Origin of the sequence: Nocardioides zeae, assembly GCF_030818655.1 — a bacterium.
In the GTDB taxonomy this organism is placed as follows: Bacteria; Actinomycetota; Actinomycetes; order Propionibacteriales; family Nocardioidaceae; genus Nocardioides; species Nocardioides zeae_A.
Genome location: NZ_JAUTAN010000001.1, coordinates 57,140 through 80,454, shown reverse-complemented (window position 1 = coordinate 80,454; position 23,315 = coordinate 57,140). Strand labels below are relative to the sequence as shown.

17 protein-coding genes and 1 pseudogene are annotated in these 23,315 nt (G+C 73.1%); 5 read left to right on the top strand and 13 right to left on the bottom strand.

Translation table 11 applies throughout. The features are described from left to right. Positions 1 to 37: 37 nt before the first annotated feature. Positions 38 to 796, bottom strand: coding sequence for a MerR family transcriptional regulator (locus QE405_RS00360; protein WP_307198246.1), 759 nt, complete (start codon positions 794 to 796; stop codon positions 38 to 40). A 129-nt stretch (positions 797 to 925) separates the two neighbouring features. Here QE405_RS00360 and QE405_RS00355 point away from each other — a divergent pair, with 129 nt between their 5' ends. Next, positions 926 to 2,080: an acyl-CoA dehydrogenase family protein gene (locus tag QE405_RS00355; RefSeq protein WP_307198245.1), complete on the top strand. Its 1,155-nt coding sequence runs from the start codon at positions 926 to 928 to the stop codon at positions 2,078 to 2,080. A gap of 33 nt (positions 2,081 to 2,113) precedes the next feature. Further along, positions 2,114 to 4,687 carry a bifunctional FO biosynthesis protein CofGH gene (locus tag QE405_RS00350; protein ID WP_307198244.1) on the top strand — a complete coding sequence of 858 codons (2,574 nt, stop codon included), beginning with the start codon at positions 2,114 to 2,116 and terminating at the stop codon, positions 4,685 to 4,687. Here the strand turns inward: QE405_RS00350 and QE405_RS00345 are convergent. Then, positions 4,681 to 4,929 (bottom strand): annotated as a pseudogene (locus QE405_RS00345) (helix-turn-helix transcriptional regulator); the annotation flags it as partial. The gene QE405_RS00350 and the pseudogene QE405_RS00345 overlap by 7 nt on opposite strands. Before the next feature lie 614 nt (positions 4,930 to 5,543). On the opposite strand from QE405_RS00345, the gene QE405_RS00340 reads away from it, so the two are divergent. Beyond that, positions 5,544 to 6,605: an ABC transporter substrate-binding protein gene (locus tag QE405_RS00340; protein ID WP_307198243.1), complete on the top strand. Its 1,062-nt coding sequence runs from the start codon at positions 5,544 to 5,546 to the stop codon at positions 6,603 to 6,605. Positions 6,606 to 6,611: 6 nt separating this feature from the next. On the opposite strand, the gene QE405_RS00335 is transcribed toward QE405_RS00340, so the two are convergent. From QE405_RS00335 to QE405_RS00320, 4 genes are all read right to left on the bottom strand, one after another. Next, complete coding sequence (locus tag QE405_RS00335) at positions 6,612 to 7,934, bottom strand: cytochrome P450 (protein ID WP_307198242.1); 1,323 nt, start codon at positions 7,932 to 7,934, stop codon at positions 6,612 to 6,614. 112 nt (positions 7,935 to 8,046) lie between these two features. Next, the gene (locus QE405_RS00330; RefSeq protein WP_307198241.1) at positions 8,047 to 9,276 is read right to left on the bottom strand and encodes a sugar ABC transporter permease; all 1,230 of its coding nucleotides are present in this window, start codon (positions 9,274 to 9,276) and stop codon (positions 8,047 to 8,049) included. Then, entirely contained in the window at positions 9,273 to 10,088 is an 816-nt protein-coding gene (locus QE405_RS00325; protein WP_373459430.1) for an ATP-binding cassette domain-containing protein, read from the bottom strand. The genes QE405_RS00330 and QE405_RS00325 overlap by 4 nt, the downstream gene beginning before the upstream one ends. Continuing rightward, on the bottom strand, positions 10,085 to 11,158 hold the full coding sequence (locus tag QE405_RS00320) for a substrate-binding domain-containing protein (protein ID WP_307198240.1): 1,074 nt from the start codon (positions 11,156 to 11,158) through the stop codon (positions 10,085 to 10,087). The genes QE405_RS00325 and QE405_RS00320 overlap by 4 nt, the downstream gene beginning before the upstream one ends. Positions 11,159 to 11,332: 174 nt before the next feature. Here QE405_RS00320 and QE405_RS00315 point away from each other — a divergent pair, with 174 nt between their 5' ends. Continuing rightward, complete coding sequence (locus tag QE405_RS00315; RefSeq protein ID WP_307198239.1) at positions 11,333 to 12,604, top strand: ROK family transcriptional regulator; 1,272 nt, start codon at positions 11,333 to 11,335, stop codon at positions 12,602 to 12,604. Here the strand turns inward: QE405_RS00315 and QE405_RS00310 are convergent. Beyond that, positions 12,532 to 13,878, bottom strand: coding sequence for an NtaA/DmoA family FMN-dependent monooxygenase (locus tag QE405_RS00310; protein ID WP_307198238.1), 1,347 nt, complete (start codon positions 13,876 to 13,878; stop codon positions 12,532 to 12,534). The two genes, QE405_RS00315 and QE405_RS00310, sit on opposite strands and share 73 nt — an antisense overlap. A gap of 146 nt (positions 13,879 to 14,024) precedes the next feature. Between QE405_RS00310 and QE405_RS00305 the strand changes: the two genes are divergently transcribed. After that, positions 14,025 to 14,399: a LapA family protein gene (locus QE405_RS00305; RefSeq protein ID WP_307198237.1), complete on the top strand. Its 375-nt coding sequence runs from the start codon at positions 14,025 to 14,027 to the stop codon at positions 14,397 to 14,399. A gap of 21 nt (positions 14,400 to 14,420) precedes the next feature. Here the strand turns inward: QE405_RS00305 and guaA are convergent, their stop codons facing one another. The 6 genes from guaA to QE405_RS00275 all read right to left on the bottom strand — a co-directional run bounded on the left by guaA (position 14,421) and on the right by QE405_RS00275 (position 23,303). Then, positions 14,421 to 15,986 (bottom strand): glutamine-hydrolyzing GMP synthase, encoded by a 1,566-nt coding sequence (gene guaA, locus QE405_RS00300; RefSeq protein WP_307198236.1) that lies wholly within the window; start codon positions 15,984 to 15,986, stop codon positions 14,421 to 14,423. A gap of 215 nt (positions 15,987 to 16,201) precedes the next feature. Next, positions 16,202 to 17,923: a GMC oxidoreductase gene (locus QE405_RS00295; RefSeq protein ID WP_307198235.1), complete on the bottom strand. Its 1,722-nt coding sequence runs from the start codon at positions 17,921 to 17,923 to the stop codon at positions 16,202 to 16,204. Continuing rightward, positions 17,920 to 19,536, bottom strand: a complete 1,617-nt coding sequence (locus tag QE405_RS00290) for a succinic semialdehyde dehydrogenase (protein WP_307198234.1) — start codon at positions 19,534 to 19,536, stop codon at positions 17,920 to 17,922. The genes QE405_RS00295 and QE405_RS00290 overlap by 4 nt, the downstream gene beginning before the upstream one ends. Before the next feature lie 102 nt (positions 19,537 to 19,638). Beyond that, on the bottom strand, positions 19,639 to 21,369 hold the full coding sequence (locus QE405_RS00285) for a glycerol-3-phosphate dehydrogenase/oxidase (RefSeq protein WP_307198233.1): 1,731 nt from the start codon (positions 21,367 to 21,369) through the stop codon (positions 19,639 to 19,641). Between the two features lie 14 nt (positions 21,370 to 21,383). Beyond that, positions 21,384 to 22,178, bottom strand: coding sequence for a carbon-nitrogen hydrolase family protein (locus QE405_RS00280; RefSeq protein ID WP_307198232.1), 795 nt, complete (start codon positions 22,176 to 22,178; stop codon positions 21,384 to 21,386). An 18-nt stretch (positions 22,179 to 22,196) separates the two neighbouring features. Then, the gene (locus QE405_RS00275) at positions 22,197 to 23,303 is read right to left on the bottom strand and encodes a GuaB3 family IMP dehydrogenase-related protein (protein WP_307198231.1); all 1,107 of its coding nucleotides are present in this window, start codon (positions 23,301 to 23,303) and stop codon (positions 22,197 to 22,199) included. Between the last annotated feature and the right edge of the window lie 12 nt (positions 23,304 to 23,315).

The following is a 23,315-nucleotide window of genomic DNA, read 5'->3' as shown; positions in this document are numbered from 1 at the left end:
GCGCCCATCGTGCCCCAGCACCCGCGCGGTGGGCGCCCTAACGGCGCCGCAGCGACCGCTGGATGACCTCGTTGGCCGCCCGCTGGAAGCCGACGACGACCGCCTCGAGGGTGACGCGGCGCAGGGACGAGACCGTGCGCTCCATGCGGACCGCCTCCTCCGGCGTGTGCTGCTCGGCCCGGAAGGGCCGCACGACCTGGGTGCGCAGGATCTCGGTGAGCTCGTCGGCGAGCGACCGCATGTGGCGGTCGATCGCCGCGGTCGCCTGCACCATCGACTCGAGCGGCAGGTCGAGGTCGAACATCTCGAGCGCCTGGGGCAGGCCGGCGTGCACCAGGTAGCGGGCGCCGTCGTCGTCGAGCTCCAGCGCCTGCAGCTCGACGAGCACCGCGAGCTGGTCGTCGGAGAGCACGCGTCCGGCGCGCTTGTCGAGCTGCCGGCGGGTCAGGCGCTCGGGCGGCTGCGTCGTCCAGGAGGTGAGCATCGTCCGCTGCAGGGCGAGCTCCTCGGTCGTGGCCTCGGGCGAGAGCGACGTCAGGTAGCGCTCGATCGCCTGCAGCGTGAAGCCGTGGTCCTGCAGCGCCCGGACCATCTCGAGGCGGGCGAGGTGGACGTCGCCGTAGTAGGCCACCCGGCCCCGGCGCTCGGGCGGCGGGATGAGGCCGAGGCTCGCGTAGTAGCGCGTCGTGCGCACCGTCGTGCCCGCCTGTGCCGACAGCTCGTCGATCGTGAGGAGGCCGGTGTCGCCGAGCGCGGACGGATCGGTGGTGTCGGACGGCTCGGGGGACGGGCTCACGACCGTGACAGTAGGTCTGTCACGACCGCGAGGCAATCCGCCGCGCGGTTCGGGCCCCCTGCCCGCTTGCACCATGACAGTTTCGCTGTAACAGTTGCGATGTCACATCGACGTACCTGAGGAGCCAGCATGTCCCTTGCCAGTGCCGCCGAGATCCTCGAGACCGAGCACGAGGACTTCCGCGCGACCGTCCGCGCGTTCCTCGAGAAGGAGGTCGCGCCGTACCACGAGCAGTGGGAGGCCGACGGGATCGTCGACCGCGAGGTCTGGCGCAAGGCGGGGGCGACGGGGCTGCTCAGCTTCGACGTGCCGGAGGAGTTCGGGGGCCTCGGGCTCGACGACTTCCGCTACAACATGGTGGTCGTCGAGGAGATCAGCAAGATCGGCGCGAGCGGCCTGGGCTTCCCGCTCCACAACGACATCATCGTCCCCTACATCCTCGAGCTCGGCACGCAGGAGCAGAAGGAGCGCTGGCTGCCCGGCTGCGTCTCCGGCGACATCGTCACCGCCATCGCGATGACCGAGCCCGGGGCGGGATCCGACCTGCAGGGCATCCGCACGAGCGCCGTCGACAAGGGCGACCACTACGTGCTCAACGGCTCCAAGACCTTCATCTCCAACGGGATCATGGCCGACATCGTCATCGTCGTCGCGCGCACCAACCCCGACGCGGGCCACAACGGCATCAGCCTGCTCGTCGTCGAGAGCGGCATGGAGGGCTTCAGCCGCGGCCGCAACCTCGACAAGGTCGGCATGAAGGCGCAGGACACGGCCGAGCTGTTCTTCGACAACGTGATCGTGCCCAAGGAGAACCTGCTCGGCGAGGAGGGCTCCGGCTTCATCTCGCTGATGAACAACCTCCCCCGCGAGCGCGTCTCGATCGCCGCGATCGCCGTCGCCGCGTGCGAGCACATCCTCAAGCTGAGCCTCGACTACGTGAAGGAGCGGGAGGCCTTCGGCCGCCCCATCTCCAAGTTCCAGAACACGCGCTTCACGCTCGCGGAGATGGCGACCGAGGTCCACATCGCCCGCGTCTTCGTCAACGACACGGTGATGAAGCTGAACCGCGGTGAGGTCGACACGACGCTGGCGTCGATGGCGAAGTGGTGGACCACCGAGCTGCAGACCAAGCTCGTGGACCGGGGCGTGCAGCTGCACGGCGGCTACGGCTACATGATGGAGTACCCCATCGCCAAGGCCTTCGTCGACAGCCGCATCCAGACGATCTACGGCGGCACGACGGAGATCCAGAAGGAGATCATCGGGCGGATGCTCGGCCTGTGATCCTCCCGCGCCACCCCGGACTAGGCTCGCACGGTGACTGCTGACCCCACCGCTCCCACCCCCCAGCAGGTACGCCGCGCCCTCGCCCGCGCGGAGCGGGGCGCCAGCCTCGACGTCGCGGAGGCCGCGGCCCTGCTGGGGGCCACGGGTGAGGAGCTCGACCGCCTGACCGCCGTCGCGGCGCGCGTGCGCGACGCCGGGCTCGTCGCGGCGGGGCGCCCGGGCGTGGTCACCTACTCCCCCAAGGTGTTCATCCCGATCACGCGGTTGTGCCGGGACCGGTGCCACTACTGCACCTTCGTCGAGACGCCGGGGCAGGCGGCGCGGGCCGGGCGCGCGCCGTACCTCTCCCCCGACGAGATCCTCGACATCGCCCGCGAGGGCGCGGCGCTGGGGTGCCTGGAGGCGCTGTTCACCCTCGGCGACCGGCCGGAGGACCGCTGGCCGGAGGCGCGGGCGTGGCTCGACGAGCAGGGCTACGACTCGACGCTGGCCTACGTGCGCGCGATGGCCGTGCACGTGCTCGAGGAGACCGGGCTGCTGCCCCACCTCAACCCCGGCGTCATGTCGTGGGAGGAGATGAACCGGCTCAAGCCGGTCGCCCCGTCGATGGGGATGATGCTCGAGACGACCTCGACGCGGCTCTTCACCACCAAGGGCCTGGCCCACTTCGGCTCCCCCGACAAGGACCCGGCGGTGCGCCTGCGCACGCTCGAGGACGCCGGGCGCCTGTCGATCCCGTTCACCACCGGGCTGCTGGTCGGCATCGGCGAGGACCTCACCGAGCGGGCCGAGACGATCTTCGCGCTGCGGCGGATCGCGCGGACCTACGGCCACGTGCAGGAGGTGATCGTGCAGAACTTCCGCGCCAAGCCCGACACCGCCATGCGGCACGCGGGGGACCTCGGCCTCGACGAGTACCGCGCCGCCATCGCCGTCACCCGCGTCCTGCTCGGCCCCAAGGCCCGCGTGCAGGCCCCGCCCAACCTCGTCGACCACGCGGAGGGCTCGGCGGAGTGCCGCGCCCTGCTCGACGCCGGCGTGGACGACTGGGGTGGCGTCTCGCCCCTGACCCCCGACCACGTGAACCCCGAGCGGCCCTGGCCCTCGCTGGAGCGGCTGCGTGCGGTCACCGCCGAGTGCGGCTTCACCCTCGAGCCGCGCCTGACCGTGCACCCCGAGTACGTCGTGGGCTCGCTCACCCGGGAGGAGCCCTGGCTCGACCCCCGCGTCGCGGGCCACGTGGCCGCGCTCGCGCAGGACGACGGGCTGGCGGTCCCCGGGATCCGACCGGTCGGGGCGCCCTGGCAGGAGCCGGACCCCTCCCTCGAGGCCAGCTCCTTCGGGCGGGTGGACCTGCACGCCGAGGTCGACACCTCCGGCCGCACCGAGGACCGGCGCAGCGACTTCGACACGGTGTACGGCGACTGGTCGGAGATCGACGGAGCCGCGCGCGCCATCGGCGCCGAGCCCTCCGCACCCTCCGCGCCGTCCGCGCCCTCGGTCAACCTCGCCGCGGGCCGCGAGGCGCTCGCGGCGGCCCACCGCGATCCCGGGAACCTCGCCGACGAGCACGCGCTGACGCTCATCACCGCCGAGGGCGACCTGCTGCGCGCGGTCACCGAGCTCGCCGACGACCTGCGCCGCGAGACGGTGGGCGACGACGTCACCTACGTGGTGAACCGGAACATCAACTTCACCAACGTCTGCTACGTCGGGTGCCGCTTCTGCGCGTTCGCCCAGCGCCGCACCGACGCCGACGCCTACTCGCTGTCCCTCGACCAGGTCGCCGACCGGGCCGCGGAGGCGTGGGACCTCGGCGCGACCGAGGTGTGCATGCAGGGCGGCATCGACCCGCAGCTGCCGGGCACGGCGTACTTCGACATCGCCGCCGCGGTCAAGGCGCGGGTGCCCCAGATGCACGTGCACGCCTACTCGCCGATGGAGATCCTCAACGGCTCCACCCGCACCGGGCTCTCCTTCGAGGACTTCCTCATCAAGGCCCGCGAGGCCGGTCTCGACTCCATCCCCGGCACCGCCGCGGAGATCCTCGACGACGAGGTCCGCTGGATCCTCACGAAGGGCAAGCTCCCCACGGCCACCTGGGTCGACATCATCTCCACCGCGCACCGCGTCGGGATCCCGACGACCTCCACGATGATGTACGGCCACGTCGACAACCCCCGCCACTGGGTGGGACACCTCAACGTGCTCAAGGGCGTCCAGGACCTCTCCCTGGCCGAGGGACGTCGCGGCTTCACCGAGTTCGTGCCCCTGCCCTTCGTGCACGCCTCGGCGCCGATCTACCTCGCCGGCGTCGCCCGCCCCGGCCCGTCGCTGCGCGACAACCTCGCCGTGCACGCCCTCGCGCGGATCCTGCTCCACGGCCGGATCTCGAACATCCAGACCAGCTGGGTCAAGCTCGGCATCGACGGCACCCGCCTCATGCTGCGCGCCGGCGCCAACGACCTCGGCGGCACCCTCATGGAGGAGACCATCTCCCGCATGGCGGGCTCCGAGCACGGCTCCGCGAAGACCGTGGCCGAGCTCGAGGAGATCGGTGCCGGCATCGGGCGGCCGGTCGTGCAGCGGCGCACGACCTACTGACGCGCCGCGTACTCCCCCGGCGTCGTCCCGAAGTGGGCCTTGAACACCCGGCGGAACGCGCTGAGGTCGGTGTAGCCCACCCGGTGCGCGACCGCCGCCGTGGTCGTCCGCGACCGGAGGAGCACCGCGGCCGCCTCCATGCGGTTGCGGATCCGCCACTGCCGCAACGAGAGCCCGGTCTCCGCACGGAACCGTCGCTCGAGGGTGCGCACCGACGCGTGGACCGCGGTCGCCAGCTCCTCGACGCTCCGGTCGTCGCCGGGGGTTGAACAGCAGCGCCTCCGCGACGGCCCGGGCCGCCGCGCTCGCGGGCAGGGGCAGCGCCGTGGGCAGCGCCGGCCGCTCCTCCAGCAGCGCGAGGATCTGCCGCGCGATGTTCACCGGGGGCCGGATGATGCTGTAGCTCGTCTGCACGTAGGCGAGGAACAGCGTGCGCAGGTCGGCGTCGACCCCGATGGCCGTGGGCCGCTGCAGGGTGGTCGCGGTCGTGCCCGCTCCGAACAGCATCGGCAGCACGACCGAGTTCACGCGCACCGTGAACTCGTGGCGCACCCCCGCCGGGATCCAGAGGGCCTGACCCGCCACGAGCGTGCGGTCCTCGCCGTCCACCCGGACGTCGGAGGACCCCCGCACCTGCCACAGGAGCACGTGCTCCTCGGCCTCGGCGCGCTCCGCTACGGCGAACGCGGGCACGTGGACCCGGGCGGACGCGATCGTCGTCACGGGGCTCCTCCTCGTCGTACCGCCGGGAACTGCACCCAGGTTGGCGGGAACTGCACCCTAAGGCATGGGTAGGCTCACCTAACCTCGTCGCGCCGCCCGCGACCGTGCGGCACCCCGAGCCGAGGAGTCCCCCATGACCGTCCCCACCCCCCGAGCGCGGAGGCGCGCGCTGACCGGCGTCCTCGCCGCAGCACTCGCCCTCCCCCTGGCCGCCTGCGGCGCGGAGGGCGGGGACGACGGCGACGGCGACGGCGGGAGCGGGTCCTCGGCGGCGCTGCTCCCGGCCGCGGAGGGCACGACGTCCTACCCGCTGACCCTCGAGACCTGGGCCGGCGACACGGTGCTCGAGGAGCGGCCCGAACGGGTCGCCGTCATCGGCTTCTCCTCCAACCTCGACGCGCTCGAGGCCCTCGACGTGACGCCGGTCTACGCGCTCTCCGACGAGGACTGGGAGTGGCGGGACGACGACTACCTGGCCGGGATCGAGACCGTCGACACGGCGACCCGCAGCGACCCCATCAACGTCGAGGGCATCGCCGCGAGCGAGCCCGACCTCATCATCGCGCTCAACTTCCTCTGGGAGGAGGCCGACTTCGAGCGGCTCAGCGCGATCGCACCCGTGCTCGAGAACCCCGAGCTCGTCGACGGGACGCAGATCGACTGGCGGGAGCCCCAGCGCCGGATCGGCGAGGTGCTCGACCTCGCCGCCGCCGCGGACACGGTGGTGGAGGAGGCCGAGGCGGCGATCGCCGCGGTCGCGGACGCCCACCCCGAGTACGCCGGCCGCACCCTCACCATCGCGACCGACTACCCCGAGACGGGGATGGACTACTACACCGTCGCCGGCGGCACGGCCGAGCAGGTCGTGGCCAACCTGGGCTTCGCCCCCCACCCGGCCGCGGACGAGTTCACCGAGGAGACGCACGTGTCCGACGAGCTGCTCGGACGGCTCGACGGCGACGTGCTCGTGGTGGGCTACTTCGACGACGCGACCCGCGAGGCGCGGGAGGCGTCGCCCCTGTTCCAGGCGATCCCGGCGGTCGCCGAGGGCCGGTACGCCGCGGTCGACGGCGAGGACCCGGCCGCCGGCGGCAACGCCATCTGGGTGATGCGCCGCGGGGCCAGCGCCCTCAGCCTCCCGTGGGCGCTCGAGACCATCGCCGACGTGTGGCTGGCGGACGTCGAGCTGGGCTGAGCCGCGTCAGCCCAGCGGTCGGACGAGCATCCGCTCGACGCCGTACACGATCGACGACCTGAAGTAGTCGAGGTCGTCCGTCCCGCGCACGAGCCCGAGGTCGGGGAAACGGCGGGCGAGGGCCGAGTAGGCCTTCCGCAGCTCCATCCGGGCGAGCTCGGCGCCGACGCACCGGTGGATGCCGTGGCCGAAGGCGAGGTGCGACCTCTCCTCCCGCCCGGGGTCGAAGGCGTGGGGGCAGGCGCCGAACGACGGGTCGCGGTCGACGGCCGGCAGGTGCACGAGCACGACGTCGCCCTTGCGCACCTGCTGGCCCGCGACCTCGACGTCCGTGGTCGCGAACCGCGGGAAGGCGACCTGCACGACGGAGAGGTAGCGCAGCAGCTCCTCGACGACGGCGTCGACGTCGGCCTCGCCGGCGGCGAGCTGCTTCCAGGTCTCGCGGTGCTCGAGCAGCACGGCGCTGCCGAGCGCGAGCATCCCGGCCGACGTCTCCATGCCGCCCGTGAACGCACCGTCGGCGAGACCGCCGAGGTCGTAGTCGCTGATCTCGTCGCCGTGGTCGCGCACGATCTGACCGATCAGCCCCGGGCCGGGGTCGTGCCGCTGGCGGGCCGTCTCGGCGAGGAGGAACTCGCGCGAGCCGGAGATGGCCCCGAACGCGCCGATGCCGCCGCTGGAGACGTCGAAGCGGGCCGAGCCGAGCTCCTGGAAGATCGCGCGCCGCTCGTCGGACAGGCCGAGGAGCTCGCAGATGACGAGGAACGGGATGGGGAAGCTGAAGAGCGGCACGAGGTCCACGACGCCGTCCTCGGCCGCCCGGGCCGCCGCCTCGATCTCGTCGAGCTGGCGCTCGATGATGGCGTCGACGAGCGGCTCGAGCCGCTGCAGCCGGCGGCGGGTGAACTCGGGCGTCAGGTACTTCCGCAGCCGCGTGTGGTCCGGCGGGTCCGTGAACCCGAGCCCGCCGATGTCGCCCCCGTCGGCGCCGGCCTTGCCCACGTAGGGCCGGATGTCGGTGGAGTACGCACCACCGCGGTCGACGAGCACCTCGTGGCCCGCGTCGTACCCCGTCACCAACCACACCTTGATGCCCAGGAACGTGGTCAGCAGGCTCACCGGGTGCTCCGCCCGCATCTCCTCGAGCCGCCCGGGCGGGTCGACGCCCTCCCGCTCCAGCGGCCAGCCGAGGCTGGCGGGCACGCGGTCGATCTTCGACAGGTCGACGCGGCCGCCCACCTGCTTCAGCACGAACCCGCGCACCCCGGTCTGCACGCCCGCCAGCACGCGCGCGGGCGCCTGGCGGAGTCCCCCGAACAGTTTGCTCACGGGAGCAGTGTGCCGAACGCGGACCGGGGGCGTCCCTCCGGCACGCCTATGGCCGTGCCCGGAGACGCCCCCGGCTCCACCCCTGCTCGACGCCGGGGAGGGGTACGACGCGCTAGCCGCGCCCGCTCGCCGACCGCGCCCGACGGGCGACGGAGTCGATGGCGACCGCCAGCAGCAGCACGCCGCCGGTGACCATGAAGCGGACGGAGGAGTCGACACCGACGATGTTGAGGCCCGACTGGATGGCCTGCAGGACGATGATGCCGAGCATCGCGGCGTACGCCGACCCGCGCCCGCCGAAGAGGCTGGTGCCGCCGATGACGGCCGCGGCGATCGCGGTCAGGTTGGTGTCGGTCGTGCCCGTGGCCTGCGAGACCGAGGTCTGCTGGCCGGCGGCCAGCAGGCCGCCGAGCGCGGCGAGGGTGGACGTCAGCACGAAGACGGACACGTAGATCCGCGTGACCTTCACGCCCGAGCGGCGGGCCGCCTCCTCGTTGCCGCCGACGGCGAAGACGTGGCGTCCCCATCGCGTGCGGCGCAGCGCCAGGTCCACGACGACCACGAGCGCCGCGAAGAGCAGGAAGCTGTAGCTCCAGCCGCGGTCGACGCCGAGGTACCACGTCAGCCAGCCCAGGCCGGCCGCCAGAGCGAGGGCCTTGAGCCCGATGCCGAGGAGCGAGGGGGCCGACAGGTCGGCCGCGCGCCGCTGGCGGATCGTCCAGAGGCGGGACGCGACGTAGAGGGCGACGACGATCGCCACGCCGACGTACGCCGCGGCCCCGCTGACGAAGCTGAACCGGGCGAACTCGGTGAGCCCCGAGCCGTCGGGCAGGTTGATGGTGCCGTCGGAGCCGAGGACGTAGAGCAGCACGCCCTGGAAGCCGAGCAGGCCGCCGAGGGAGAACACGAAGCTCGGGATGCCGAGCACGGTGTAGAGGAACGCGTAGGCGATGCCGACGACCGCGCCGACGGCGACGCCGGCGAGCAGGCCGACGAGCGCCGGCTGGCCCTCCTTCACCACGAGCACGGCCATGATGGCGGCCGCCATGCCCGAGACCGAGCCGACGGACAGGTCGATCTCGCCGAGCAGCAGCACCAGCACGATGCCGAGCGCGATGATCCCGACCGGCGCCGCGTAGGTCAGGATGTTGACCATCGAGAACGACGACAGGAAGCGCGGGTCCAGGCTGTAGAAGACCGTGCAGATCACGATCAGGCCGACGACCACCGGCAGGCTGCCGAGGTCGCCGCCCCGCAGGCGGTTCCAGACGACGTCGAGGGCGCCACGGGCGCCGCGACTGCGGACGAGCCGCTCGTCGGCGAGGTCGGCGGCGACGGTCATGGGCGGGCTCCTGCGGGCGAGTCGGAGGGATGGGCCGGGCGCTCCCCGGCACCGGTGATCGCGGCGACGAGCTGCTCGGTGGTCACGTCGGCGGCGTCGAAGCGCGCCGCGTTGCGGCCGAGGCGGAGCACCTCGATGCGGTCGGCCACGGCCAGCACGTCGGCCATGTTGTGGCTGACGAGGATGACGCCGAGGCCGGTCTCGCGCAGGCGCCCCACGAGGGAGAGCACCTCCGCGGTCTGGGCGACGCCGAGCGCGGCGGTCGGCTCGTCGAGGATGACGATGCCGGGGTCGCCCACCAGGCTGCGGGCGATGGCGACGGTCTGCCGCTGGCCGCCCGAGAGCGCCGCGATGGGGATGCGGACCGACGGGATCTTGGCGGAGAGGCGGCGCAGCAGCCGCCACGCCTCCTGCTCCATGTGGACCTCGTCGAGGAGCAGACCGCCCGCGGTGCGCTCGCGACCGAGGAACAGGTTGGCGACGACGTCGAGGTTGTCGCACAGCGCCAGGTCCTGGAACACGGTCGCGATGCCGAGCTTCTGCGCCTGGCGGGGACCACCCACGACGACCTCGCGGCCGTCGAGGGTGATCGTGCCGCCGTCGGGCTGGTAGACGCCGGAGATGATCTTCACCAGCGTCGACTTGCCGGCGCCGTTGTCGCCGACGAGGGCCACGACCTCGCCCTTGGCGACGTCGAGGTCGATGGCGGAGAGCGCCTGGACGGCGCCGAACCGCTTGCTGACCCCGCGCAGCGACAGGGCGGACCCCGCCGCTGCGCGGGTCGTCGTGCTGAGCTCCACGGCCGAGCTCACGCCCCGATGCCGGCGGCGGTGCAGGCGTCGGCGTAGTCCGCGGTGCAGATGTCCTCGACCGAGTAGAAGCCGTCGGCGATGACGGTGTCGTTGACGTTGTCCGCCGTGACGACGATCGGGTCGAAGATGAAGGAGTCGACGCCCTCGTAGTCGGTCGTCTCGCCGACGTCCTCGCCCTTCGCGAGCGCCACGGCGACCTCGGCGGCCTTCTCGGCCTCGACCTTGATCGGCTTGTAGATCGTCATGGCCTGCTCACCGGCGACGATGCGCTGGATGGCGGCGAGCTCCGCGTCCTGGCCCGTGATCGGCGGCAGCGCGGTCGGGTCGACGCCCGCGCCGGTCAGCGCGGCGATGACACCGCCGGCCTGGCCGTCGTTCGCGGCGTACACGCCCGCGATGTCGCCGGCGTCGAAGCGCGCCAGCTGGTCGGTGGTCCAGGTGCGGGCGTTGTCGGGGCTCCAGTCGGGGTTGTCGTACTCCGCCAGCACCTCGAGGCCGCTCGCGTCGATCGCCTCGTGGGCACCCGACTTGAACTGCGCGGCGTTGGGGTCACTGGGTGCGCCGTTGAGCATGAGGATGCCGCCCGTGCCACCGGTGGCCTCGACGAGCGCCTCACCCTGCATGCGGCCGACGGTCTCGTTGTCGAAGGAGAGGTAGTAGTCCGCGCCCTCGATGAAGCGGTCGTAGGCGATGACCTCGGCGCCCGACTCCTGCGCGGTGCGGACCATGCCGCCCGCGCCGGCACCGTTGACCGGGTCGAGCACGATGACGTCGGCGTTCTGGGAGATGGCCGAGTCGACCTGCTGGGTCTGCTTCGCCTCGTCCTGGTCGGCGTTGAAGTAGACGACCTCGCACTCGTCGCCGCAGACGTCCTGCACCTTGGCCTCGAAGAGCGGCTTGTCGAAGGCCTCGTAGCGCGTGGTGCTCGACTCCGGCAGCAGGAGCGCGATGACCTTGGTGTCGCTGTCGCCCTCCTGGGCGTCGTTGGCGCCGCAGGCGGCCAGCAGGCCGACCCCCACGACGATCGCGGCCGTGCTGACGACGCCGCGCTTGAGCTTGCTGCTGGACATGGACTCTCCTCGTGGACCGGGTGCGACAGCACCGTCGCGTGGTGACGCTCGGAGTGTTGTGCGCCACAGGCCTTGTCGTCAAGACATGAACGCAAAATCGTTACCGACCAGTTTTCGGGCCCGTTTGACAACATCTCTTGACGGTTCGTGGCGTCACACGTCAGGGTGACGCCCGTGTCCACCCCCGACCTCCGCCCCGCCGCGCCCGGCTCGACCGCCACGCTGCGCACCGCCAACCAACGGCGGGTGCTGGACGTGCTGCGGGCGGCCGGGGCCGAGGTCGACGACGCCCCGCCCCCGACCCAGGCGGAGCTGGCGCGCGTCACCGGGCTGGCACCCGCCACGGTCTCCAACATCATCCGCGACCTGGCCGCGGCCGGCCTCGTGGCGACGGAGCCCGGCAGCGGCCGCCGGGGCACCGTCGTGCGCCTCGCCCCCGGCGCCGGTCTCGTCGCGGGCGTCGACTTCGGCCACAGCCACGTCGCGGTCGCCCTCGGCGACGTGACCGGGCACCTCGTGGCGGAGAGGCGTCAGCGCCTCTCCCCCACCCACTCGCACACCGAGGGCCTCGCGATCGCCACCACCCTCCTCGACGAGCTGCTCGCCGCCGAGGGCCTCGACCGCACCGCCCTGCGCACCGTGGCGACCGGCCTGCCGGCCCCCATCAACCAACGCGTCGTCGCGGCCGCGGCGATCCTCCCCGGCTGGGTCGGGGTGGACGCGCTCGCGGCGTGCGAGGAGGCGTTCGGGGTGCCCGTCACCGTCGAGAACGACGCCAACCTCGGTGCCCTCGCCGAGCACCGGCTCGGCGTCGCCCGGGGCGAGGACAGCTCGTTCTTCGTCAAGATCTCCTCGGGCGTCGGCGCGGGCATCGTCATCGACAACCGGCTCTTCCACGGCTCCGGCGGTGCCGCCGGCGAGATCGGGCACCTGACCCTCGACGAGCGCGGTCCGGTCTGCCGCTGCGGCAGCCGCGGGTGCCTCGAGGCCTACGCCTCCGTCGGCAGCGTGCTCGCGATGATGGCCGACCAGCTGCCCGGCGCCACGCTCGACGACGTCGTCGCCGCGGCGCGGTCCGGCAACGTCTCCGCCCAGCGCTCGCTCGAGGACGCGGGCCGCCACATCGGCTGGGGGCTCGCCAGCGTCGTCAACCTGATGAACCCGGGCGTGCTCGTGGTGGGGGGCGACATGGCGCGGGCGGGCGACCTGCTCCTGGAGTCGGTACGCCGCGAGCTGCGCCGCCACGTGCTCGACGCCGTCGCGACGACGCCCGTGGCGCTGTCCGAGCTGGGGCGAGCGCGCCTCCCTGGTCGGCGCCGTGCTGCTGGCCGCGGAGCTGACGGACCTGCTGCTGCCGTAGGCCCGCCCGGCCCTCACCCCGCCGTCGCCGGGACGGGACGCGGGTCGGGGAGCCCGAGCCGCTCCCGGATGGTGCTGCCGTCGTAGGCCCGTGGCACGGCACCGGCGGCCCGGAGGATCGGGACGACCTCGTCGACGAAGGTCGTCAGGTCCTCGTTGAGGATCGGCAGCTGCAGGTGGAAGCCGTCGGCCAGGCCGCCCTCCCACCACTCGAGGATCCCGACGGCGACGTCCTCCGCCGTCCCGACGACCAGGCGGTGCCCGCCCTCGACCCGCCGGACGAGCCGGCGCAGCGTCAGCTCCTCCTCGGCGACGAGCTCGGCGATGCCCTTGAGGTGGCCGGTGGCGGTGCCCTCGCGCTCCTCGGTGGGGAACCAGGCCGGGTCGAGCACGGTGTCGGGACCGACGTGGCGGGTCACGTCGTTCTCCGGGAGGTGCGCGGCCCGGAACCGGGCGATCAGCTCCTCCTCGTCCCGCGCGCCCCGGACCGCCTCGTGGCGCCGCTCCGCCTGCGCCCGGGTCGGGGCCACGACCACGTGGAGCCCGGGCACGAAGCGGAGGTGGTCGGGGTCCCGACCGTGCGCGGCGGCACGGCGCCGCACGTCGTCGCGGAAGGCCCGCGCGGCAGCCGCGCCCGCGAGCGACGCGTAGACGATCTCGGCGTGACGGGCGGCGAAGTCGAGCCCGGACTCCGACGCGCCGGCCTGGGAGATCACCGGATGGCCCTGGGGCCCGACGGGGACGTTGAGCGGGCCGCGCACGTCGAAGAACTCGCCGTGGTGGTCGAGCACCCGCGCCGACGACGCATCCCAGAGCGGTCCCGCGGGCGCCGGGCCGACCGGCGCGTCCCACGAGAGCCACAGCTCCTTGACGACGCGGAGGAACTCGTCGGCGCGCCGGTAGCGCTCGGGGCGTGGCGGCAGCGGCGCCGCGCCGAAGTTGGCGGCCACGTCGGGGTTGAAGCTGGAGACGGCGTTCCACACCAGTCGGCCGCCGGAGATCGCGTCGAGCGTGGCGAGCCGGCGTGCGAGGTTGTAGGGCGAGTTGTAGGTGGTCGAGGCCGTCAGCACGAAGCCGACGTCCGGCACGCTCGCGGCGAGCGCGGCGAAGAGCGGGATCGGGTCGAGGCTGTGCGGCGGTCCACCCTCGAGCCCGAACGACGACAGGGCCGGATGGTCCGACACGAAGACCGCGTCGAGCACGCCACGACGCGCGATCTCGGCCGCCTCGCGATAGTGCGCGACGTCGTTGAACCGGTTCCATCGCGTGCCGGGCCACCGCGCGGCCGCCCGGGACCACCCGGCGCCGTTGATCGCGGCCGCGAGGAAGACGTGCCGACCGTCGGGACGTGCGCTGCTCACGTGATGCCCTCCCACCCCATGTCGAGTAACTCGATCGACATTAGGGGTGGCATCGGTCCCCGCGGGGTCACGCCCACCCTTCGGACACGCCGCCCCTCCGGGCCGCTCCCTCCGGTTCCGCCGCCGACGCGGCTAGATTCGACGGCATGACCGTCCCCCAGGCGTCCCCCGCCGGCGACCCCGCCGTTCCCCCGAGCACTCCGCCGCCCCCGAAGGACGCCGAGCGTCCCCACGACGACCCCCTGCGGGCCTCCCGCACGAGCGGTCTCTGGGTCGGTGCCGTCGCGCTCGGCGTGCTCCTGCTCCTGCTCGTCGTGTTCATCGCGCAGAACACGGAGCAGACCACGGTGCAGTTCTTCGGCTTCGAGGGCCGGGCCCCGCTCGCCGTCTCGCTGCTGATCGCCACCGCCGCGGGCATCCTGCTCACCGCGATCGCCGGCTCGTTGCGGATCTGGCAGCTCCGGCGCCGCACGCGCAAGGAGGTCGGCCGCGAGCCGCGCCGGGCCCGCGGCCGCCACTGAGCTACGCCCGAGGGGCCGCGGTCACTCCCACTCGATCGTGCCCGGCGGCTTGCTCGTCACGTCGAGCACGACGCGGTTGACCTCGGCCACCTCGTTGGTGATGCGGGTCGAGATGCGCTCGAGCACGTCGTACGGCAGCCGGGTCCAGTCGGCCGTCATGGCGTCCTCGCTGGAGACGGGGCGCAGCACGACGGGGTGACCGTAGGTGCGGCCGTCGCCCTGCACGCCGACCGAGCGCACGTCGGCGAGGAGCACGACGGGGAACTGCCAGATCTCGCCGTCGAGGCCGGCGGCCGTCGTCTCCTGCCGCACGATGGCGTCGGCCGCGCGGAGGATCGCGAGGCGCTCCTCGTCGACCGCGCCGATGATGCGGATCGCCAGACCCGGCCCGGGGAACGGGTGGCGGGCGACGATGGCCTCGGGGATGCCGAGCTGGCGCCCCACCTCGCGCACCTCGTCCTTGAACAGGGTGCGCAGCGGCTCGATGAGGGAGAACTCGAGGTCCTCCGGCAGCCCGCCCACGTTGTGGTGGCTCTTGATGTTGGACGTGCCGGCGCCGCCGCCCGACTCGACGACGTCGGGGTAGAGCGTGCCCTGCACGAGGAACTTGACCGGCGGGCCCGGCGTCGCCAGCACCTCGCGCTCGGCGGCCTCGAAGACGCGGATGAACTCGCGCCCGATGATCTTGCGCTTCGTCTCCGGGTCGGTGACCCCGGCGAGGTGGCCGAGGAACTGCTCGCGGGCGTCGACGACCTTGAGGTCGACGCCGGTCGCGGCCACGTAGTCCTGCTTGACCTGCTCGGCCTCACCTTCGCGGAGCAGGCCGTGGTCGACGAAGACGGCGGTGAGCTGGTCGCCGATGGCGCGCTGCACGAGTGCCGTCGAGACCGCGGAGTCGACGCCGCCCGAGAGCGCCGAGATGACGCGGGCGTCGCCGACCTCGGCGCGGATGCGCTCCACCTGCTCCTCGACGATGTTGACCATCGTCCAGGTCTGGCGGCAGCCGGCGATGTCGACGAGGAAGCGCTCGAGCACCTCCTGGCCGTGCTCGGAGTGCAGGACCTCGGGGTGCCACTGCACGCCGGCGAGCCGCCGGTCCGTGTTCTCGAACGCGGCGACCGGTGTCACGTCGGTCGACGCCAGCACGGCGAAGCCCTCGGGGGCGGCGGTGACGGAGTCGCCGTGCGACATCCACACGCGGTGCTCGCCCGGCAGGTCCGCGAGCAGCGTGCCCGGCTCCCCCACGGTCACCGGGGTGCGGCCGTACTCCCGCGCGCCGGTCGGCGACACCGTGCCGCCGAGGTTCTGCGCCATCAGCTGGAAGCCGTAGCACATGCCGAACACGGGCGTGCCCGCCGCGAAGAGGTCCGCGTCGATGCGGGGCGCTCCCTCGGCGTACACGCTCGAGGGGCCGCCCGACAGGATGATCGCCGCCGGCTGCTTCGCCAGCATCTCCGCGACCGGCATCGTGTGCGGGACGATCTCGGAGTAGACCCGCGCCTCGCGCACGCGGCGCGCGATGAGCTGGGCGTACTGGGCGCCGAAGTCGACCACCAGGACGAGGTCGTGGTCGGGGGCAGACGACATCGAGGGCCTTTCACTTGCCTGCGGGGACCCGCGGAGTCTAGCCCGCAAACGCGTCAGGGCCCGGCCGGGGAGGGAGGGTGGCCGGGCCCTGACGGTCCTGTCGACTGCGTGCAGCCCAGGACGACCGGGCCCGGGCTGGGAGGGAGCTAACGTGCCGGACCCGTCCAGCACAACGAGTCGGTCCGGCGTGGGTTACGTCACCCGTCCATCTCTTTCTAGCTGACGCCGACGATGGGCAGCCGGAGCGCCGCCGGCGCCTCGGCGGGGACCGCCGGACGACGGGGCGCGACCGCCCCGACGCGCTCGTACGCCGCGCCCAGCGGCGGCCGCGCGTCCGCCTCGCCCTTGTTCGGCCAGAAGGCCATCGCGCGCTCGGCCTGGGCGGTGATCGTCAGCGACGGGTTCACGCCGAGGTTGGCCGAGATGGCGGAGCCGTCCACGACGTGGAGCCCGGGGTGGCCGAACATTCGCTGGTAGGGGTCCACCACACCGGTCTCCGGAGACTCCCCGATCGTGCAGCCGCCGATGAAGTGCGCCGTCAGCGGCCGGTTGAAGGGCTCGCCCACGGTGCCGCCCGGCTTGCCGCCGATCATGGCCGCGATGCGCCGGGTCGCCTCGTTGGCGATCGGGATCCACGTCGGGTTCGGGGCACCGTGGCCCTGCTTCGACGACAGCCGCCAGCCGAACGGGGTGCGCTTCGGAAACGTCGTGATCGAGTTGTCGAGCGTCTGCATGACGAGCGCGATCACCGTGCGCTCCGACCAGTGCTTCATGTCGTAGAGGTCGAGCACGTTGCGGCGCTCCCGCCACAGCTCCTTGAGCCACGTCTGCCAACGCGGGCCGGGGCCGCCGCCGTCCGTGAGCACCGTCTGCATGAGCGCCATCGCGTTGGAGCCCTTGCCGTAGCGCACCGGCTCGATGTGGGTCACCGGGTCGGGGTGCCACGACGAGGTGATCGCGACGCCCTTGCTGTAGTCGGTCGACAGGTCCGGGGCGAGCGCCCCGAGGATCGACTCCGAGTTGGTGCGCGTCAGCACGCCCAGCCGGTCGGAGACCCCGGGCAGGTCGCCCGTCGCCTTCAGCCGGTGGAGCAGCTTCTGCGTGCCCAGCGCGGCCGCGGAGAAGACGACCTGCTCGGCCGTGTAGCTGCGCACCGCCGAGCGGCGCGACAGCTTCGCCTTCGTCCAGCGCACGTCCACCCGGTAGCCGCCGCCGGCCAGCGGGCGCACCCGCGTCACCGTCGTCAGCGGGTGGACCGTCGCGCCCAGCCGCTCCGCGAGGTAGAGGTAGTTCTTCACGAGCGTGTTCTTGGCGTTGTGGCGGCAGCCCGTCATGCACTCGCCGCAGTTGCGGCAGGTCGTACGGCGCGGCCCCGCCCCGCCGAAGAACGGGTCCTCGACGTCGACGCCCCCCTGCTCGGCCCCGCCGTGCTCGGGCCCGCCGAAGAAGACGCCCACAGGGGTCGGGTGGAAGGTGTCACCCACCCCCATCTCCTCGGCGACCTTGAGCATGACGTCGTCGCTGGCCGTGCGCACGGGGTTCTCGACCACGCCGAGCATCCGCTTGGCCTGGTCGTAGTAGGGCGCGAGCTCCGACTTCCAGTCGGTGATGTGGGACCAGGACGGGTCGGCGTAGAACGCGTCGAGCGGCTCGTAGAGCGTGTTCGCGTAGACCAGCGAGCCCCCGCCGACGCCGGCGCCCGCCAGGATCATGCAGTCCTTGATGACGTCGATCCGCTGGATGCCGTAGCACCCGGCCTGCGGCGCGAAGAGGTACTTCTTCATGTCGAACGACGTCGACGCGAAGTCGGCGTCCTCGAAGCGGGCGCCCGCCTCGAGCACCCCGACCTTGTAGCCCTTCTCCGTCAGGCGCAGCGCGGAGACCGACCCGCCGAACCCGGAGCCGACGACGAGGACGTCGTAGTCGAACCCGCTCACGCGCGACCCGCCTTCTTCAGCAGCCGGAGGCTGAGGTTCATCGCCTTCGCGTAGGACTCGTCGGAGAGACCGAAGGACGGCGCGATGGGCATCACCCGCTGCGTCGCCACCGCCTGGGTCTCGGTGAAGCGCAGGAGGCCCTCGGCGCCCTGGCGACGACCCATGCCCGACGACCGCATGCCGCCCATGGGGGCCCCGAGCGACGCGAACGTCGCCGCGAACGCCTCGTTGACGTTGACCGTGCCGCACGCGATGCGACGCGCCAGCGCGCGGGCGCGCTCGCCGTCACGGCTGTAGATCGACGCGTTGAGGCCGTACTCCCCGTCGTTGGCCCGGGCCACCGCCTCGGTCTCGTCGTTGAAGCGGTAGAGCGCCACCACGGGCCCGAAGGTCTCGCTGCCGAAGCAGGCCATCTCGGGCGTGACGCCCTCGAGGATCGTCGGCTCGAACATGAACGGACCGAGGTCGGGGCGTGCCCGGCCGCCGGCGAGCACCGTCGCGCCCTTGGCCACGGCGTCCTCGACGTGCTTCGTCACGGTCTCGAGCTGGTCGGCACTGATGAGCGAGCCCATGTCGTTGCCCCAGTCGAGGGTCGCCCCCAGGGTCAGCGCCTGGGTGCGCGCGACGAAGCGCTCGACGAACCGGTCGTAGACCTGGTCGGCGACGAACATCCGCTCGATGGAGACGCAGAGCTGGCCCGCGTTGGAGAACGCGGCCCGCACGGCGCCCTCGGCGGCCTTCTCCACGTCGGCGTCGCGCAGCACGAGCAGCGGGTTCTTGCCGCCCAGCTCCAACGAGGCGCCGATGAGACGCTCGGCCGCGCGGGTGGCGACCCGCCGCCCGGTGGCCGTCGAGCCGGTGAAGCAGACGTAGTCGGCGCGGTCGATGATGGCGCCGCCGATCTGCGCGCCGGGCCCGGACACGACCTGCCACAGGTCGCGCGGGAAGCCCGCCTCGTCGAGCAGCTGCGCGGCGAGCAGCGCGCTCAGCATCGTCTGCGAGTCCGGCTTCGACACGACCGCGTTGCCGGCCGCGATCGCCGCGATGCCGTCGCACAGCGCCATGGTGAACGGGTAGTTCCACGGCGAGATAACGCCCACGACACCCTTGGCGATGCGGTTGACCTCGACGCGGGTGAGGCCCGGGATCACGCCCGGCACGCGGCGCGTGTCCAGGTGACGGCGCAGCGTGCGGCCGTAGTACCGCGCCGTCAGCGCGATGTGCAGCGGCTCGTCGAACGCGTGCTTGCGGGCCTTGCCCGACTCCCACACGATCAGGTCGAGGATCTCCTCCTGGCGGTCCAGCACCAGGTCGTGCAGCCGCAGGAGCAGCTCCTGGCGGTGGGCCAGCGACGTGCGCGCCCACGCCTCCTGGGCCCGGCGGGCCCGGGCGAACGCCTCGGCGACGTCGGCCTCGGAGGACTGCGGCACCTGCGCGAGCGGCGCGCCCGTGAGCGGGGTGCGCGTGAGGACCGTCTCGCCGGTCGTGGCGAGCAGGCGTGCGGTGAGGGCGGCGACCTGGTCCGGCTCCAGCGCGTACGCCGCGGTGGGGTCGTGCTCGGGATCGCCCGGCCCCGTCACGAGGGGACCGCCGGCCGGGATGGAGTTGCTCATGTACCGAGAGTATGTCCGCGACGGCGTGTGTTCTACCTCTCGGTAACAATTGGCCGCTCTTGACAATCTCGCCGTCGATGTCAAGCGTCGGCCGGCGCCAGGTCAGACCAGGTCGCGCACCTGCACCCGGGCCTCGTCGGCCTCCTGGTCGGTCGACTTCTGCTGGCTCTGCCGTTCCGCCTCGACGCGGCGCAGGTAGTGGTCGACCTCCTCGTCGGTGCGGCCCGGGCTCCACCCCAGCTCGGCGGCCATCAGCTCGGCGACCGGTCGCGCGGCCGTCGTGCCCCGGTCGAAGGTCTCCACGGAGATCCGCGTGCGGCGGGCGAGCACGTCGTCGAGGTGCCGGGCGCCCTCGTGGGTCACGGCGTACACCGCCTCGGCGGCGAGGTAGTCGTCCGCCCCCGGCAGCGGCTCGGCGAGCTCCGGCCGGGCGGCCACGAGGGCCAGGAGGTCGTCCACCAGCGCGCCGTACCGGCCGAGCAGGTGGTCGATCCGGGCGACGTGCAGGCCCGAGCGGCGGGCGAGCATGACGCGCTGGTTGGAGCGGGTCTCGAAGCCGTCGGCCCCCAGGAGCGGCACCCGGTCGGTGATGGACCCGCGCACCCCGCCGGTGTCCGCGAGCGACGGCGCGGCCGCGTCGACGGCGTCCCTCGCCATGACCCGGTACGTCGTCAGCTTGCCCCCGGCGATCATCACGAGGCCCGGCACGGGGGCGACGACCGTGTGCTCGCGGCTGATCTTCGACGTCGGCTCCGACTCCCCGCTCAGCAGCGGACGCAGGCCGGCGTAGACACCCTCGACGTCGTCGTGGTCGAGCGGCTCGCGCAGGAGGGTGTTGACGTGCGCCAGCACGTAGTCGATGTCGGCCTTCGAGGCGGCCGGGTGCGCCTTGTCGAGGTCCCAGGCGGTGTCGGTCGTGCCGATGATCCAGTGCCGTCCCCACGGGATCACGAAGAGCACCGACTTCTCCGTCTTGGTGATGAAGCCGGCCTCGGACCGGATCCGGTCGCGCGGCACCACGAGGTGGATGCCCTTCGACGCCCGGACGTGCAGGGCGCCGCGGCCGCCGACCATCTCCTGGATCTCGTCGGTCCAGACTCCGGCGGCGTTGACCACCACCCGGGCGCGCACCTCCAGGTCGGTGCCGGTCTCGAGGTCGCGGGCCCGCACCCCGACCACCCGCTCCCCCTCGCGGAGGAAGCCCGTGACCTTCGTGCGGGTCGCGACGTGGGCGCCGTGCCGGGCCGTGGTGCGGGCGATCGTCGTGACCAGACGGGCGTCGTCGACCTGCGCGTCGTGGTAGCGGATCGCACCGGTCAGGTCGTCGGTGCGCAGGTCGGGCGCGATGCGCGCGACCTGCCGCCGGAAGAGGTGCCGGTGCCGCGGCACGCCCATGTCGTGCCGCCCCAGCGCGGCCATGGAGTCGTAGAGCGCGAGCCCCGCCCCGACGTACGGCCGCTCCCACGTGCGCGTCAGCGGGTAGAGGAACGGCACCGGCCGCACCAGGTGCGGCGCCAGGCGCGTCAGCAGCAGCCCCCGCTCCTCGAGGGCCTCCCGCACGAGCCCGAAGTCGAGCATCTCGAGGTAGCGGAGCCCGCCGTGCACCAGCTTGCTGGAGCGGCTCGACGTGCCCGACGCGAGGTCGCGCTGCTCGACCAGGGCTGTCGTGAGGCCGCGGGTGACGGCGTCGAGGGCGACCCCCGCCCCGACGACGCCACCACCGACCACCAGCACGTCGAGGTCGCCGGCGCCGGGTTCCGCCGTGCCGGCCAGCGCCGCGAGGGCCGCGTCGCGCGCGGCAGGACCGAGGACTCCGGGAGGCGGCGCCGTCATGTCCCCATCCTGCCTCAGACCCGGCGGCGGGGACCCAGGCTCGTGCGGTGGTCGGCGACCATCGTGTGCGTACGGCGCGTGCTCGCCACCAGCGCCAGGTCGAGGTCGGCCACGACGACGCCCTCCTCCCGGCCCAGCCGGTCGAGCACGCGACCCTCCGGGTCGTAGATCGCCGAGCCGCCGCTGAGCTCGCGACCGCCGCAGCGCCCCGTGAGGCCGGCGAACGCGACGTACATGCCGTTCTCGAGCGCGCGGGCGGCGTAGTAGAGGTCGCGGCGGTGCTCGCCCCCGACGAAGTACGCCGCGGAGGCGAGGTAGCCGACCGCACCGTCGCGGGCGGCCGCGGCGGCGTGCTCGGGGAAGCAGCCGTCGTAGCAGATGCTCAGCCCCAGCTCGGCGTCGCCGACGCGCACCGAGGCGCCGTGGTCGCCGACGACGAAGTGCTGCTTCTCGGGGCCGTCGAGGTGCTGCTTGTCGTAGGGCACCGTCACGTCGCCGTCGGGCGCGACCAGGGCGAGCGAGAGCGTCGCCACGCGACCGCGGGCGAGCGGCGTGCCGACGAGGGCGGCGATGCCGCCGGCGCGGGCGGCCTCGCGGAGCGGGTCGAGCAGCGGCCCGGCGAGGTCGGCGGGCGTGGGCAGCGGGCCGGCGAAGACCTCCTCGGCGTACCCGGTGAGGAAGGCCTCGGGGAACACCACGACGGCGGCACCCTCGTCGGCCGCGCGTGCCACGAGGCAGGCCGCCGTGCGGACGTTGGCGCGCAGGTCGCCCGCGACCGCCTCCGCCTGGGCGGCCGCGATCCGGGTCATCGCGGGCTCACGGCCGGGTCACTGCACGACGACCTCGACGCGCTGGAACTCCTTGAGCTCCGTGTAGCCCGTCGTGGCCATCGCCCGGCGCAGCGCGCCGACCAGGTTCATCGTGCCGTCGGCGACCCGCGAGGGGCCGAAGAGGATCTCCTCGAGGGAGCCCACCGTGTCGAACCCGACCCGCTGGCCGCGCGGCAGCTCCGCGTGCCACGCCTCGGCGCCCCAGTGGAAGCCGTGGCCCGGCGCCTCGGAGGCGCGGGCGAAGGGCGAGCCGACCATCACGGCGTCGGCGCCGCAGGCGATCGCCTTGGCGAGGTCGCCCGACGTGCCGATCGAGCCGTCGGCGATGACGTGGACGTAGCGGCCACCGGACTCGTCGAGGTAGTCGCGGCGGGCCGCGGCGACGTCCGCCACCGCGCTCGCCATCGGCACCGCGAGGCCGAGGACGGTGCGGGTCGTGTGGGCCGCGCCGCCGCCGAAGCCGACGAGCACGCCCGCCGCGCCGGTGCGCATGAGGTGGAGCGCCGCCTGGTAGGTCGCGCAGCCGCCCACGATGACCGGGACGTCGAGCTCGTAGATGAACTCCTTGAGGTTGAGCGGCTCCGCCTGGCTCGAGACGTGCTCGGCGCTCACCGTCGTGCCGCGGATGACGAACATGTCGACGCCCGCGTCGACCACGGTCTTCGCGTGCTCCCGCGTGCGCTGCGGCGACAGCGAGCCGGCCACCGTCACGCCGGCGTCGCGCATCTGGCGCAGCCGCTGGGTGATGAGCTCCGCCTTCACGGGCTCCGTGTAGATCTCCTGCAGGCGGGCCGTCGCGGCCACGCCCTGCAGACGCGCCACCTCGGCGAGCAGCGAGGTCGGGTCCTCGTACCGGGTCCAGAGGCCCTCGAGGTCGAGAACGCCGAGACCGCCCGCGCGACCGAGGGCGATCGCCGTCTCCGGGCTCATCACCGAGTCCATCGGGGCGGCCACCACGGGGATCTCGAAGCGGTAGGCGTCGATCTGCCAGGCGACGCTGACCTCCTCGGGGTCGCGCGTGCGGCGTGACGGCACGATGGCGATGTCGTCGAAGGAGTAGGCCCGGCGGGCGCGCTTGGCGCGGCCGATCTCGATCTCGGTCACGAGGAGGAGTCT

What these genes read in the sequence shown, in the direction of transcription:
- QE405_RS00320 (WP_307198240.1), bottom strand. Translation starts at nt 11,158, where the DNA reads ATGTCCAGCAGCAAGCTCAAGCGCGGCGTCGTCAGCACGGCCGCGATC.
- guaA (WP_307198236.1), bottom strand. Translation starts at nt 15,986, where the DNA reads ATGTCGTCTGCCCCCGACCACGACCTCGTCCTGGTGGTCGACTTCGGC.
- QE405_RS00355 (WP_307198245.1), top strand. Translation starts at nt 926, where the DNA reads ATGTCCCTTGCCAGTGCCGCCGAGATCCTCGAGACCGAGCACGAGGAC.
- QE405_RS00340 (WP_307198243.1), top strand. Translation starts at nt 5,544, where the DNA reads ATGACCGTCCCCACCCCCCGAGCGCGGAGGCGCGCGCTGACCGGCGTC.
- QE405_RS00330 (WP_307198241.1), bottom strand. Translation starts at nt 9,276, where the DNA reads ATGACCGTCGCCGCCGACCTCGCCGACGAGCGGCTCGTCCGCAGTCGC.
- QE405_RS00280 (WP_307198232.1), bottom strand. Translation starts at nt 22,178, where the DNA reads ATGACCCGGATCGCGGCCGCCCAGGCGGAGGCGGTCGCGGGCGACCTG.
- QE405_RS00285 (WP_307198233.1), bottom strand. Translation starts at nt 21,369, where the DNA reads ATGACGGCGCCGCCTCCCGGAGTCCTCGGTCCTGCCGCGCGCGACGCG.
- QE405_RS00290 (WP_307198234.1), bottom strand. Translation starts at nt 19,536, where the DNA reads ATGAGCAACTCCATCCCGGCCGGCGGTCCCCTCGTGACGGGGCCGGGC.
- QE405_RS00305 (WP_307198237.1), top strand. Translation starts at nt 14,025, where the DNA reads ATGACCGTCCCCCAGGCGTCCCCCGCCGGCGACCCCGCCGTTCCCCCG.